We start from the raw sequence: 13226 nt of genomic DNA on the forward strand, positions 1-13226 counted from the left end.
CGTCGACGCGCGAGGGGCCGGACAGTAGGGTCCCTGGCGTGAAAACACGTTACGGCTTCATCGACACGAAGGGGGAGCTGGTCATCCCCAGCCCCCATGGCACGCCCTTCACCTTCAATGAAGGCCAGGCCCGCATGCCCGCCGGTGATGGCTGGGTCTTCATCGACGTGAAGGGCCAGCCCACGCTGAAGGTGAAGCGCGCCTTCACCGGCTTCAGCGATGGCATGGCCCTGACGGATGAGGGCTTCATCGACGTGAAAGGCGAGCTCGTGTTGCCGGTGGAGTTCAAGGCGAACTTCACGAAGTACGTCGTGGCCGGGGCCACCTATGTGAACGTGGGGCGCTTCGGCTCGGGGCTCGCGCCGGTGATGCGCGCGGGGGCGAAGGCCTCTGACTCGTACATCAACCGGAAGGGCGAGGTGGTGCTGGACGGGTTCGGCGGCGGGCTCGCCCGGCCCTTCGTCGACGGCAAGGCGCACGTCGTCTTGAAGAAGAGCCCCGCGGGCGAGCAGAGCCGGCTCATCGACCCCAAGGGCCAGTGTCTCGCCAGCTTCGACTTCAAGACGATGGGCCGCTTCTCGGACGGGCTGGTGCTGGTCGTGACGGGCAAGAAGTTCGGCTTCGTGGACGAGTCCGGCGCCTGGGCGCTGGAGCCTGGCTTCGCGAACTGGGACGAGAGCCTGACGGAGTGCGCGTTTCGCGAGGGGCTCGCTCCCGTGAAGGTGAAGGGTGTCTATGGCTTCATCGACCGGAAGGGGGCCGTGGTCATCGAGCCCCGCTTCCAGGCGGTGAATGGCGCGTTCTCGGAAGGGCTGGCGGCCGTGAAGCAGGACGGGAAGTTCGGTTACCTGCGCCCGGACGGAAGCTGGGCGGTGACACCCCGCTTCGCCTCCGCCCAGCCCTTCTCCCACGGCCTGGCCGTGGTGCTGAACGACTGACGGCGAGCTACAGCGACGGCGTGTCAGTGCCCGTGGTCAGCAGGTGCGCGGGCACGGGCACGGCGGTCGCCACATTCCAGCTGTCTGGCCGGCCCGCGACGTTACCGGTGGGCCGCACGCCATTGCCGAGCACACCCGTCTTGTTGCGGCCCCAGGAGTAGATGGTGCCGTCCGTCGCGGTGGCGTAGCCGTAGAAGGACTGCGCGGTGTTGTGCAAGGCCTTGAAGGTGACGCCTGGGGCAACGGGCACGGGACGGAAGACCATCTTCTGGTAGTTGGACCAGTCCCAGCTGTACGGCGTGTGGTAGGTGGCGAAGTCCAGCATCGCTCCGTTGCCGACCTCGCCCATCGCGCTGTCGCCCCAGCCCCACAGCGAGCCGTCATCCAGAATCACGTGCGTGGCATGGCCACACGCGGACACGTGGACGATTTTGCGCGAGCCGAACTCGGGGAACGACAACTGGACCGGGGTGGCCCTGGTAATCCAACCACCATTCGGATTGCCGATGCCCAGGAAGGTGCCCTGGATGCCCCAACCCCACATGCTCCCGTTCTCGTCCAGCGCCACGGCCCAGCGGCTGCCACCCGCGGCGAGCTCCGTCACCTTGACGGGGATGTTGAGTGAGTTCGCCTGCGCATAGCCCGCGAAATTGCCCGTGCCCAGGTTCTCCGCGGCGTTGCTTCCGCCCCACGCCCACGCCTTGCCGGTGTCATCGAGCGCGAAGATGCTGCTGTCGTTCGTGGTGAAGCTCTTGATGCGCACGCCCTGCGGCAGCGGGACTCGCGTGGGCCGGGTGATGTTGCGCTGCGCCTGGTTTCCGTCTCCCGCGATGCCCAGCGTGTTGCCAATCGCCGTGCCGCTCATGCCCCAGACCCAGACGGAGCCGTCTGCCTTCAGCGCCATGTTGAACAGCAGCGCGCTGCGCACCGCGATGACGTTGTCGAACGTCGCGCCGGTGGAGTCCTGGAGGATGAGGTACGGCTGGCCGTTGTTCGGCGTCGTCGTGCGGTTGGGATAATCATTCGTGGTGCCGTCGCCTCGCTGACCGTAGAGGTTCTGTCCGAAGGTCCAGACGCGGCCCTGGACGTCGAGCGCGAGGCTCTGGAAGCCGCCGCCCGCCACGTCCTTGAAGAGCAGCCCCTGGGGCAGGGCGATGTCGATGGGAGGGACCTGGTTGTACGGATTGGAGTGGCCCACGCCGAGCTGCCCCGCGCGGTTGGAGCCGATGCCCCGCACGCGACCATCCACCAGATAGAACGCCTGGTACTCGGCGGTGGCGATGCGAGTCAGCCCCGCGAGGCTGTCACCCGCGTCGAGCGGGCCCGCGTCCTGTGTCCCCGCATCGCTGAGGGCCTCCTGGCCGGACTCCTCGCTCGGCGGTTCCTCCCTTCCTGAGTCATCCGACGACCCGGAGCACCCCATGAGGACCACCGCGAGGGAGATAAAGAGCGTGCGTGATAGTGACATGTGGCTATTGTTACTGAATTGCCTGAAGTTCGCCAAAACCAGTTGCCGGCTGCGAGCCTGCCCTCCAGAGGGGGAGCTGGGGGTGGGTGTGAAAGCCGGCGCGAGTCCGTGTACCTTGAGGGCATGTCACGCGGACGCGGTTGGATGTTGTGGGTGGCGGCCTTTGCCTACTGGACCTTGCAGGGGCTGGCGGCCTCCAGTGAGGCGCACTCCGTCCGGGGCGTGTCCTGGAGTCACGCGCTGCTCACGGATGGCTTTGCCACCGCGCTGTGGGCGCCCATCACCGTCGCCGTCGTGTACTTCGGCCTGCGCTTCCCCTTCGAGCGGCGTCGCTGGCACTCACGCCTGGCGCTGCACGTGGGAGGCGCGCTCGCGGTCTCGTTCTTCCGGGCCACCGTCATCTACTCGCTGGACCCGTACTTCCGCTGGTACGACTCGCCGCCCGCCTACTCGGCCGTCCTGGAGCACGCGCTGCTCTACAACCCGTTCATCTACCTGACGCTCCTGGGCGTGGCGCACGCCATCTACTACGCGGAGCAGGTCCGGCTGCGGGACACCCAGCTCGCCCGCGCGCAGCTCCACGTCCTCAAGTCCCAGCTCCACCCGCACTTCCTCTTCAACACGCTCAACTCCATCTCCGCCCTGGTGCACAGGGACCCGATGGGCAGCGAGCGGATGATTGCCCGGCTCAGCGACTTGCTGCGGGGCACGCTGGACGCGGCGGGCCGGGAGGAGGTGACGCTGCGGGACGAGCTGCGCACGCTCCAGCTCTACCTGGACATCCAGGGCGTGCGCTTCACGGACCGGCTCCAGGTGAAGCACGAAATCGAGCAGGACACCCTGGGCGCTCACGTGCCGCACCTGTTGCTCCAGCCGCTGGTGGAGAACGCCATCCAGCACGGCATCGCCCCGCGCTCCGCTCCGGGCACGGTGACGGTGTCCGCCCGGCGTGAAGGTCCGGCGCTGCTCTTGGAGGTCCGTGACGACGGCGTCGGCCTGCGCGAGTCGACGGCCCCGAAGGCCTCGGGGAGCGGCAAGGGCCTGTGGATTACACGGGAGCGGCTGGTTCAACTCTACGGCCCGGACCATCGGCTGGAGCTGCGGGGGCGCTCGGAGGGCGGGGCGCTGGTGTCCCTGGCCATTCCCTTCAGGACGGAGCCCGCGACATGACCGCGCCCATCCGCGTGCTCATCGTCGACGATGAGCCCCTGGCTCGGGAGCGGTTGAAGGAGCTGCTCGCGGACGAGTCGGACATCGCGGTCATCGGCGAGTGTCGCGACGGCGTCGAGGCCATCGCCGCCATTGGCAAGGAGCGCCCGGACCTGGTGCTGCTGGACGTGCAGATGCCGGAGCCTGACGGCTTCGGCGTGCTGCGCGCGGTGGCCCAGGAGCAGCAGCCGGCGGTCATCTTCGTGACGGCGCATCGGGACTTCGCGGTGCAGGCGTTCGAGGCCAACGCGCTCGACTACCTGCTCAAGCCCTTCGACAGGGAGCGCTTCCGCGTCAGCCTCTCGCGGGTGCGCGAGCGCCGCCGTACCGGGGCGACGGAGCTGGACGCGGACCTCATCGAGCGGCTCGATTCGCTGTCGCAGCGCCTGCCTCCCGCGTCGGAGCCCTACGCGACGAAGCTGGTGGCGAAGGTGGGCTGGCGGATGCGTTTCCTGCGCGTGGAGGACATCGACTACCTGGAGTCGGAGGGGAACTACGTCTCCGTCCACCTGGGCAAGCAGTCGTACCTGGCGCGCGAGACGATGAACGCGCTGGAGGCGAAGCTGGACCCGAAGGACTTCGTGCGCGCGCACCGCTCGCTCATCGTCCGGGTGGACCGCATCGAGGAGGTGGAGCCGCTGCCTCCGGGCGAGTTCGTGCTGACACTGCGGGATGGGACGAAGCTGACGTCGGGCCGGAGCTACCGCGCCAGGCTCCAGCGGGCGTTGGACCTGCCCTCCTGAGCGGGGGTGGGGCGGCGCTTCCACCGTTCGCCCCAGGACCTCCACCGTTCGTCACAACTCCATCGCGAGGCTCGGGAGGTCGGGCGACTGTGTCTCCATCACAAGGAGACGCCGCATGAATCGATTCATCCCTGGGAAGTCGTGGTCTTTGGGCCTCTTCGTCGCCATGTCTTCCATGACGATGGCGTGCGCCGCGCAGGAGCCGGAGTCCGTCAAGGTGGCGGAGGCGCTCGGTGCGCGAGAGGTGTCCAGCGAGTCGCTGCGGTTCCTGAGCTGCCCCGCGGGCGGCAGCATCTTCGCTCCGGGCGAGGTCTCCCTTCCGGACCGCTCGGAGTACCGGCTCACGCTCTCCTCGGACGGCAACACCGCGTACTACCACGTGGATGCGGCGGAGGCGCCGTTCCAGGCCATCTACGAGACGCGCAAGGTGAACGGCCACTTCACCCCCGGGCAGTTGGTGTCCTTCTCCGGCACGTACCTGGATACGGACCCGTTCCTCTCGCCGGATGGCGGCTCGTTGTTCTTCTCGTCCACCCGTCCTGTGACGGGCACCGAGGAGCGCGCGGACTCGGACCTGTGGGTGGTGCACAAGCAGGCGAATGGCAGCTGGGGGACGCCGCGGCACCTGGGGCCCAACGTGAACTCGGACCGCCAGGAGCTCTACGTCAGCGCGACTCGTGACGGGACGGTGTACTTCGCCAGCGGCACGTTCGACTCGGACTTCAACATCTACCGCGCGGAGCGCCGCGGCCCTGGTTATGCGCCCGCGGAGAAGTTGGGGACTGGCGTCAACAGCCCGGACTACTGGGAGTACAACTCGCACATCTCCGCGGATGGGCGCGTGCTCATCTTCGCCTCGCTCAACCGTCCGGAGGGCTACGGCCTGGGGGACCTGTACGCGAGCATCAACATCGGGGGGCGCTTCACCAAGGCGGTCAACCTGGGGCCTGCGGTGAACACGGAGAAGGACGAGTTCCATCCGTCGCTGAGCGTGGACGGGCGTCACCTCTACTTCGTACGGCAGACGTGGAACCCGTTCGTGCCGTCGGACTTCTACGGGCTCGACACCTTGTGCTTGTTGTTCCAGTGACGGCCAGGGAGCCCGCCACCCGGGGCGGCGCTCTCTCGACGTGAAGCAAGGCGAGGCGGGGGGGTGGCGCAGGGGCGCTCCACGCTCGCCTCGCTGTTTCATTGGGGGGACTCAGCCCGCGATGCCCACCACGAGGCTGACGGCGTAGCCGTCCGTGACGTTGCCCGTCACCGTGGCGACCTGGGTGGAGGAGCCATCGCGGAAGACGTTGTCGGTGGCGAGGGTGACCTGGCTCAGGTTGGTGATGCTCCGCGAGTAGCCGGTGGTGGCGAAGACCTCGTCACAGGCGGCCTTGGGCATCGCCAGTTGCGAGGTGGCCAGCTTGTTCGAGGACGACGTGGCCGAGCCCAGGTTCGGGTACACCTCGAAGTGGATGTGCGGCCAGCGTCCGCTGTAGCAGGCGGGGAAGATGCTGGCGAAGGTGACCTTGCCCTCGGCGTCCGTCTCCTGCACACCGCGCAGATAGTTCTCGCTGGTGATTCCCTGGGAGTACAGCGAGTACAGGCCATCCCGGTCGCAGTGCCACAGATAGACGGCGCGGCCTAGGAGCGGAGCACAGTTGTTGTTGGTGTCGACGAGGGTGATTGTCACCGTGATGGGGACGCCCTGCGCGACGGCGCTCGCGCCCGCGAAGCTGGAGCGGATATCGGAGCGGACGATGCCGGACAGCAGCAGGGCATTGGGACCGTTGGAGCCGTCGGCGGGATAGGGGCCCGCTGTCTCCTCGGGGATTCGCGAGCAGCTCGACGGGTCTCCCGGGTCCTCGTTCGAATCGTCGTCGCCACAGCCGAGCAATGGAAGAAGGCTGGCGCCGGCCATCCAGCGCAGCACCTGGCGCCGGCCCGCGTTCGCCGTCAGGATGCGCAGGTCCTGCTGGAGCCCCTGGTGGTGGCTCTGCTCTTCGTCACTCATGTGTCCTCCCCTGTGGACCATCCACGGTAGCGGCGAGGTCTTAAGGGATTCCGAAGCCGCCTCTCCGGGGCGGGCAGGCCTGCCGTGGACCACTGAACGCCCGTGGGAGGTAGCCTTCGTCTTCTGTCGTGAACTGCGCGAGGCAAGCGCGCGGCCCGTGACGTTGAATCAGAAGCGATTGCTGTCTCTTGCATCCGATCTTGTCAGACAGCGATGCCAGCATTCGCGCCGCTTGCCTTCCGAAGTGAAGGCATCGGGGTGAAAGATGCGTGCTTGCCGCTGGATGCTCTGCGCCGCTCTCTTCTTCATGGGATGTGCTGGAGTTGAACCCTCGACTCGTAGGGGGGCGTTCCATCAGCGCTCCGCACTGGTCGGGGGGAGGGGAACGGAAGAGTCCTCCAGGGAGGCTCGGTTTTCCCGGGGGCAGAGCAGTGATGCGTTTGATGCACTGCTTCGCGGCGCGGGACTGGAGGATCGAGACGAGCTACCCGTGCCGGGCAGTTCGCTCACTCCAACGTACGCGGCGCGAATGCTGTCGACTCTGATAGATAAGGACGTGACGCTGGGGCAGTTCCCGGCACGCGTCGCGGTGGGCTTCATGCTGCGCGAGGTGCTGGACGCAGGCGAAGTGCCGCGTGCTGAGCTGGTGCGGCGCGTGGGGCGATTCACGCAACTGGCGGTCCTCCGTCCCGACGGTTGCCTCGCGTGGGTGCGCAGCGGGCAGACACAGCAGCGCGTGGGCGTCGTGGAGTGGAAGGACGGTGCCTTCCGAGCGGGCCAGTTCGAGCTGGGCGTCTTCTACTCGGGCAAGGGAGGTGTCTTCCGGCAACTGAACGCACGCCTGGAGGAGACGGGAGGAGGCGCCTTCGCGGACGTCCACGATGATGCGGACTACGTGAGCCGCACGCTGGACGGAGCCGAAGAGGCGTTCGTTGGGCTGGCCTTGGCGGTGGGGCAGTTCTTCTCCACGTCCCCGTCCGATAATCTCGCCGCGCTGAAGCAGATGCCGGCTGCGGTGGCAGCGCTGCTGGCCACATCGCCCGAGTACCTGGAACACTTCCGGTACATGACGCGCGGTGAGCAGGTACAGGCCGTCTCCAAGCTGGTGACGAACCTCATCGCCACCTGGGGCACGGCGTCGGCTGCAACCCGCACGCTGCATGGGACAACGCTCGTTTCGGCTGAAGTGCCGGTGCTGTCGCTCTCAGCCCATGGCGCGCTCGTCATGGGGCGCGTGGCTGTACCGGTAGGCCGCGCTGCGGCTGTGCTGAGCGGTGGGCCCGGAGCGGCCATCATCATCCGGCGGGTTGGAGACGAGGCAGCGGGGACGGGGACCTCAGGCGCGGGGGTGCCTTCATCGTCAAGTGGCATCAAGTCCTACTCGTCGTTCAAGTCCTTCAAGCGTGCAATGGGGCCGGCTGGACCGGGCAAGGAGTGGCATCACATTGTCGAGCAGACCGACGGTAACGTAGGAAGGTTTGGTCCGAAGGCGCTTCACAACACGGAGAACATCGTCGGGCTCGACAAGGACCTTCACTCACGCATCAGTGCGTTCTATTCCTCCAAGAGATTCGACATCACGAGCACGACGAAGACGGTAAGAGAATGGCTGAGCACGCAGCCGTTCGACGCTCAGCGAGATTTCGGTCTGCGGGCCATCGAGAAGGTAAGGAAAGGGGACTGGTGATGGAGCTTGAAGCACTTGTGGCGCAGTTCGCCCAGAACATCGCCGCGCAGACGGATTGCATCCTGCGAGGGGACTCCAAGTCCGGCAACAAGCACGCGGACAAGGCATTCGCCGCATTCTCGAAGTTGCGCGAGCGGGGAGACACTGGCCGAGATGCGCTGGCTGTCCTGTTCACTGCGCCTCGGATGGATGTCCGCGTGACCGCGGCGGCCTTCTTGTTGCGGCACAAGACCGTTGAAGCGAAGGCTGTTCTCGAGGAGGCCTCCAAGGGAGAAGGCATGGCTGCGCTGGGGGCGCAGCAGACGCTCAAGAACTGGGAGAGCGGAACCTGGGCTCTTGACCTGGCGGAGTAGAGGTGAGGCTGCCCGAGGTCGGATGCCGGGTGACGACGGCCCGGGCTCCTACCGCGAGGCGCGCTTCCCACGCGCCGCTGCGGCCTGGAGGGCGTACTGCCCAGGTGCGCGGCCCACGAGCGCCTTGAAGTCCCGGATGAAGTGGGACTGGTCGAAGTAGCCGAGCTGGAGCGCCAGGCTCGCCATGTCGGGGACGTCCGGTCGCGCGAGCTGCTCGGCGGCCTCATGCAGGCGGTAGCGCTTGATGACCCACTTGGGGCTCACGCCCACCGCCGCGCTGAATCTCCGCTGGAGGTTGCGCGGCTCCATCCCCGCGAGCCCGGCCACCTGCTCCATCCGCGTGAGGGACGTGTCCACCGCGAGCCGCTCCACCAAATCCCTCAACCTGGCAATGGGCTCGGGCATGTGTGGCATTCGGGGCCGCAGGAAGTCCTCGGCCAGCGTCATGCACCGCCGCACGTCTGGCTCCGCGAGGATGGCGTCCTTGAGCACGACGCCCTCCCTTCCGAACACGGAGCGCAGGCTCACCGCGCGGTCGGTGAGCCGCGACAGCGGGGCCTTGAACCAAGGCTGGAAGGCGGCGGGACGGAACTTGATGCCGAACACGCGGGACTGACCCTGCAGCCTGCGGCGGAACCGGCGCGACTGCACACCCATGATGCGCGACTGTCCCCGCTCGAACACCACATGCACGCACGGGTGCGGCAGGGTCTCCGCCAGCAGCGGTGGCTCCCCACGCAAGTCCCAGCTCACCGTCCAGAAGTGCTGGACGAAGGCCTCCAGATCAGGCGAGGGCGCGAAGCGCTCGTGGGTCGTCCTGCCCGCGGGCGCGGGGCGCTGAAGGACGCCACGGGGCGCATCGATGCGAGGGCGGCTCACCGGCGCGCATTTTGTCGGCGTGTCGCGTTTTTGCAATCGGCGGTGAGCAGGCCCCTGTATTCGGTGGGCCACTCGATGAGGGGCCATCCATGATGAAGGCCAGAACGATGATGTGGACGTGGGTGCTCGGCGCCGTGCTCGCGCAGGGATGCGCGGGCAGTCAGACAACGGTTTCCCCACGGACAAGGAGCGAGACGAACATGACGAAGCGTGTGCAGGGACCTTTCGACATCAAGATGAAGCCCCTGGCGCCGGACGAAGGCGCGGCGGCGTCGCCCTTCGGACGGATGTCCATCGACAAGCGGTACCACGGCGACCTGGAGGGCACGGGCGTGGGCCAGATGCTCGGGACGATGGATGACGGCCAGTCGGGCGCCTACGTCGCGCTGGAGCGCGTCACCGGCAGCCTCCAGGGCCGCAAGGGCAGCTTCTCCATCCATCACACCGGCCGCATGACGCGCGGCGCGCCCGACCTCACCATCCTCGTCGTCCCCGACTCCGGAACCGACGAGCTCAAGGGGCTCACCGGCTCCATGCAGATTCAAATCGACGAGAAGGGCGGCCACACCTACGTGTTCGAGTACGCCCTCCCGGACGCGCCCTGAGTCCCGGGCCTGGGCCGCTCAGCGCAGGACGGAGCGGCCCGCCTTCAGCTCTTGATGGAGCGCATCACCGAGGATCACCTGTCCATCCTCGCTGAGGATGTGGGGCTGGAGCACCGTCGCGAAGTCGCCGATGACGGCCTCCGGCTTCACCTCCCGCCAGGACTCGTCGTCTGAGATGAGCAGGCCCACCTCAAGCGCGCCGAACTCCACCTGGTGCCCATCTTCGATGAGCACCTTCGCGCTGAGCTTCCCGCTCACGCTCAAGGTGTCCTCGTCGAAGGAGTTGGCGTAGAGCACATTCTCCACCTCGAGGTTGCCCGTCACGCGCACCTCAGAGCCGCAGACCATGTCCCGCGCGCGCAGATGCCCCAGGACGTACAGCTTGGAGAAGTCATCCTCGTTGTAGAACTGGTCCGCGAGGCAGCCCGTCACCGTCAGGTTCCCCACGACGATGACGACTTCGTTGGGCTCCAGCTCCAAGTCCCCCTCGAACGTGAGGTCACTCTGGCGCAGCATGAACAGGAGGTCCTCATCGCCCTCGCTGAACGGCGTGTCGAGGAGGCTCTCCAGAATCATGTTCGCGCGAGCGCCGTCGATGGGGTCGAAGTTGTCAGCCATGCGAGGCAATCTAACGATCGCCCCCGGGGCCTCAAGCGCCCCGCGCCGTCACATCCTTCCAGGGCCGGGTGAGTGCTGGAGATTCAGCGCTTACTCACTTCGCAGGGCCACTTGCGGATCCACCCGGGTGGCCCGGTGCGCGGGCAACCAGGTGGCCAGCAGGGCCACGAAGGCCACCAGCAGCGACAGCGAGCCGAAGACGACGGGGTCCGTGGCGCTGACACCGAACAGCAGGCTGGACAGCACGCGCGTCAGTCCCCACGCCCCCACGAGCCCCAGCGCGACACCGCCGAGCGCCAGTCGCAGGCCCTGACCCAGCACCATGCGCAGCACGTCCGAGGGCTGGGCACCCAGCGCCATCCGGATTCCAATCTCCCGCGTGCGCTGCCGCGCCGTGTACGCCATGACGCCGGACAGGCCCACGCTGGCGAGCAGCAGGGACAGCACGGCGAACACCGCCACGAGCACGGACACGAAGCGAGGCCGCGCGGTGGACTCCGTCACGCGCTGCTCCATCGTCCGCGTCACGCCCACGGGCAGGTCCTTGTCCAGCGACGCCACGACGGCGCGCACCGAGGCGGCGAGCGCCATCGGCTCGCCCTCCGTCCGGGCGACGAAGGACATGAGGAAGAGGGAGCGCTGGAGCGCGGGCAGGTACGCCTCCGGCCGCGTCTCCTGGGTGGGGCCGTCGTACCGCACGTCGCCCACCACGCCCACCACCGTGAGCCAGGGCGAGTCCGCATCACCCACGCGAATCCGCTGGCCCACCGGGTCTCTGTTCGGGAAGTGGAGCCGTGCGGCCGTCTCGTTCAACATCACCACGGGCTGTGACTCGCGCGTGTCGGTGCTCAGCACGTCACGCCCCTGGCGCACGGGGATGCCCAGCGACTCGAAGTAGCCGGGGGTGACGACCTGGAAGCCCACGTTCGTGCGCTCCTCGGGAGACGGCGTCGGACGTCCCTCGATGTCCAGGGCGAACCAGATGCTGGCACCTCCCAACGGAAGGTCCGTCACCGCGCCCGCGCTCCGCACTCCCGGAAGCGCCGACACGTGCTCCGCCACCTGCTGGAAGAAGGCCCCCTGGCGCGCCTCGTCCGGGTACTTCTCCTTCGGCAGCGCCAGGGACCACGTGAGCACGGACTCCTGGCGGAAGCCCGGGTCCACGTCCTGCAAGCGCCACAGGCTGCGCAGCAACAGGCCCGCGCCGATGAGCAGCACCACCGCCAGCGCCACCTCTCCCACCACCAGCGCGCCGCGCGAGCGACCGCCGCCCACGAGCTTGCCGCCACCCGTCTGTCGCAGCACGCCATCGAGGTCCGGACGCGAGGCCTGGAGCGCGGGCAGCAGGCCGAAGAGGACGCCCGTGCCCAGCGCCATGCTCAGCGCGAAGGCCAGCACCCGTCCGTCCACGCGAACCTCGTCGAGCCGGGGCAGCTCCGCGGGCACCAGACTCAGCAGGCTGTCCATCCCCCAGACGGTGATGAGCAGGCCCAGCGCGCCCGCGAGCAGGCCGAGCAGCACGCTCTCCGTGAGGAGCTGTCGCATCATCCGCCCGCGTCCCGCGCCGAGCGCCGCGCGCACCGCCATCTCCTGACGCCGCGCGGATGCGCGCACCAGGAAGAGGTTGGCCACGTTCGCACAGGCGATGGCCATGACGAGTCCCACCGCCGCCAGCAGCACCCACAGCACCGGTCGCACGTCGCCGAGAATCTGCTCGCGCAGCGGCACCAGGATGATGCCGGAGTGGAGGTTGCTCTCGGGGTATGCCTGCTCCAACCGCTGGGCGACGGCGCTCATCACCGCGCTCGCGCGCTCCATCGTCACGCCGGGCTTCAGCCGCCCGAGCACGCGCAGGTAGGTGGTGCTCCGGGACTGGCTGAGGTCCAGCGTCCAATCCGAGCCGAGCTGGGGAATGTCGTGCGAGGGCGCGGGGAGCCAGAGCTCGGGTGCATCCGCGGGCGTGGACGCCGTCGGTCCGATGTTGGGAAGCGTGAAGCGCTCCGGCATCACCCCGACGACCTGGTAGCCCCGGTCATCAAGGCGCACGTCACGACCGATGATGCGCGGGTCCGCGCCGAAGCGGCGCTTCCACAGCGCGTGGCTCAGCACCACGACGTGGCGAGGCCCTGTCTCCCCGGCGACGGGCTGGAACGCGCTGCCCAGCACCGCCGGCACTCCGAGCACCTGGAAGTAGTTGGTGGACACGCTGGCGCCGCGCAGGCGCTCGGGCGTGCCATCGCCCGACAGGCTGACGCTCACGTGGGAGAACGCCGCGAGCTGCTCGAACACGTCGCCCTGTGCACGCCAGTCGAGGAAGTTGGCGGGCGCCACGGTCCACCGAGGGGTGCTCGGTGAGCGCGTCCAGGCCAGCACCAGCCGGTCCTGCTCGGGGAAGGGCAGGGGCGACAGCAGCACCGCGTTGACCACGCTGAAGATGGCGGTGTTCGCCGCGATGCTCAGCGCCAGCGTGAGCACCGCGACGACGGTGAACGCCGGATGCCTGGCGAGCATCCTCAGTGCGAGGCGAAGGTCTTGGGTGATGTCGGACAAGGCCCCTCCGGGGCGAAGGCTGCGGCCCTGCTCGACGAAGCAAGGGCCGCGCCATCCCTCTACCAGAGAGCGCGTCGAGTGAAGGCCCGGGCTCGCCCGGTGTCGGGTTGCCCGACCCTGGGAAGTGGCTTCCCAGTTCCGGAACACCGCTCGGAGGGCCCACCGCCCTGTCCA

The 13226-nt window shown here is 68.0% G+C and carries 12 protein-coding genes; 7 read left to right on the forward strand and 5 right to left on the reverse strand.

Features of this window, described 5'->3' with window-relative positions:
* Positions 1 to 38 precede the first annotated feature (38 nt).
* Positions 39 to 938, forward strand: a complete 900-nt coding sequence (locus ACN469_RS34760; RefSeq protein WP_498775141.1) for a WG repeat-containing protein — start codon at positions 39 to 41, stop codon at positions 936 to 938.
* 7 nt (positions 939 to 945) lie between these two features.
* On the opposite strand, the gene ACN469_RS34765 is transcribed toward ACN469_RS34760, so the two are convergent.
* Positions 946 to 2406, reverse strand: a complete 1461-nt coding sequence (locus ACN469_RS34765) for an RCC1 domain-containing protein (RefSeq protein WP_498775143.1) — start codon at positions 2404 to 2406, stop codon at positions 946 to 948.
* A 123-nt stretch (positions 2407 to 2529) separates the two neighbouring features.
* On the opposite strand from ACN469_RS34765, the gene ACN469_RS34770 reads away from it, so the two are divergent.
* The 3 genes from ACN469_RS34770 (at position 2530) to ACN469_RS34780 (ending at position 5448) form a co-directional block, all read left to right on the forward strand.
* Positions 2530 to 3576 (forward strand): sensor histidine kinase, encoded by a 1047-nt coding sequence (locus tag ACN469_RS34770; RefSeq protein WP_498775144.1) that lies wholly within the window; start codon positions 2530 to 2532, stop codon positions 3574 to 3576.
* On the forward strand, positions 3573 to 4358 hold the full coding sequence (locus tag ACN469_RS34775) for a LytR/AlgR family response regulator transcription factor (RefSeq protein ID WP_498775146.1): 786 nt from the start codon (positions 3573 to 3575) through the stop codon (positions 4356 to 4358). Before ACN469_RS34770 ends, ACN469_RS34775 begins: the two co-directional genes overlap by 4 nt.
* A gap of 115 nt (positions 4359 to 4473) precedes the next feature.
* Positions 4474 to 5448 carry a TolB family protein gene (locus tag ACN469_RS34780; protein WP_498775148.1) on the forward strand — a complete coding sequence of 325 codons (975 nt, stop codon included), beginning with the start codon at positions 4474 to 4476 and terminating at the stop codon, positions 5446 to 5448.
* Positions 5449 to 5559: 111 nt separating this feature from the next.
* Here the strand turns inward: ACN469_RS34780 and ACN469_RS34785 are convergent, their stop codons facing one another.
* Positions 5560 to 6360: an intradiol ring-cleavage dioxygenase gene (locus ACN469_RS34785; RefSeq protein WP_498775150.1), complete on the reverse strand. Its 801-nt coding sequence runs from the start codon at positions 6358 to 6360 to the stop codon at positions 5560 to 5562.
* A 529-nt stretch (positions 6361 to 6889) separates the two neighbouring features.
* Here ACN469_RS34785 and ACN469_RS34790 point away from each other — a divergent pair.
* A complete protein-coding gene (locus ACN469_RS34790) occupies positions 6890 to 8047 on the forward strand; it encodes a hypothetical protein (protein WP_498775152.1) in 1158 nt (385 codons plus the stop codon).
* Positions 8047 to 8400, forward strand: a complete 354-nt coding sequence (locus tag ACN469_RS34795; RefSeq protein WP_498775469.1) for a DUF2019 domain-containing protein — start codon at positions 8047 to 8049, stop codon at positions 8398 to 8400. Before ACN469_RS34790 ends, ACN469_RS34795 begins: the two co-directional genes overlap by 1 nt.
* Before the next feature lie 48 nt (positions 8401 to 8448).
* On the opposite strand, the gene ACN469_RS34800 is transcribed toward ACN469_RS34795, so the two are convergent.
* Positions 8449 to 9279 carry a DUF6597 domain-containing transcriptional factor gene (locus ACN469_RS34800; protein WP_498775154.1) on the reverse strand — a complete coding sequence of 277 codons (831 nt, stop codon included), beginning with the start codon at positions 9277 to 9279 and terminating at the stop codon, positions 8449 to 8451.
* 200 nt (positions 9280 to 9479) lie between these two features.
* On the opposite strand from ACN469_RS34800, the gene ACN469_RS34805 reads away from it, so the two are divergent.
* Positions 9480 to 9884, forward strand: coding sequence for a DUF3224 domain-containing protein (locus ACN469_RS34805; RefSeq protein ID WP_498775156.1), 405 nt, complete (start codon positions 9480 to 9482; stop codon positions 9882 to 9884).
* Positions 9885 to 9902: 18 nt separating this feature from the next.
* Here ACN469_RS34805 and ACN469_RS34810 read toward each other — a convergent pair whose 3' ends face one another.
* A complete protein-coding gene (locus ACN469_RS34810; protein WP_498775158.1) occupies positions 9903 to 10502 on the reverse strand; it encodes a hypothetical protein in 600 nt (199 codons plus the stop codon).
* 90 nt (positions 10503 to 10592) lie between these two features.
* Positions 10593 to 13052: an ABC transporter permease gene (locus tag ACN469_RS34815; RefSeq protein WP_498775160.1), complete on the reverse strand. Its 2460-nt coding sequence runs from the start codon at positions 13050 to 13052 to the stop codon at positions 10593 to 10595.
* Between the last annotated feature and the right edge of the window lie 174 nt (positions 13053 to 13226).

The organism is Corallococcus terminator, assembly GCF_049194865.1.
GTDB classification, from domain to species: Bacteria; Myxococcota; Myxococcia; order Myxococcales; family Myxococcaceae; genus Myxococcus; species Myxococcus terminator_A.

Bases quoted from the DNA above. Each gene is read 5' to 3' on its own strand.
- ACN469_RS34765 (WP_498775143.1), bottom strand. From the start codon at position 2,406: ATGTCACTATCACGCACGCTCTTTATCTCCCTCGCGGTGGTCCTCATG.
- ACN469_RS34770 (WP_498775144.1), top strand. From the start codon at position 2,530: ATGTCACGCGGACGCGGTTGGATGTTGTGGGTGGCGGCCTTTGCCTAC.
- ACN469_RS34775 (WP_498775146.1), top strand. From the start codon at position 3,573: ATGACCGCGCCCATCCGCGTGCTCATCGTCGACGATGAGCCCCTGGCT.
- ACN469_RS34780 (WP_498775148.1), top strand. From the start codon at position 4,474: ATGAATCGATTCATCCCTGGGAAGTCGTGGTCTTTGGGCCTCTTCGTC.
- ACN469_RS34785 (WP_498775150.1), bottom strand. From the start codon at position 6,360: ATGAGTGACGAAGAGCAGAGCCACCACCAGGGGCTCCAGCAGGACCTG.
- ACN469_RS34790 (WP_498775152.1), top strand. From the start codon at position 6,890: ATGCTGTCGACTCTGATAGATAAGGACGTGACGCTGGGGCAGTTCCCG.
- ACN469_RS34795 (WP_498775469.1), top strand. From the start codon at position 8,047: ATGGAGCTTGAAGCACTTGTGGCGCAGTTCGCCCAGAACATCGCCGCG.
- ACN469_RS34805 (WP_498775156.1), top strand. From the start codon at position 9,480: ATGACGAAGCGTGTGCAGGGACCTTTCGACATCAAGATGAAGCCCCTG.
- ACN469_RS34810 (WP_498775158.1), bottom strand. From the start codon at position 10,502: ATGGCTGACAACTTCGACCCCATCGACGGCGCTCGCGCGAACATGATT.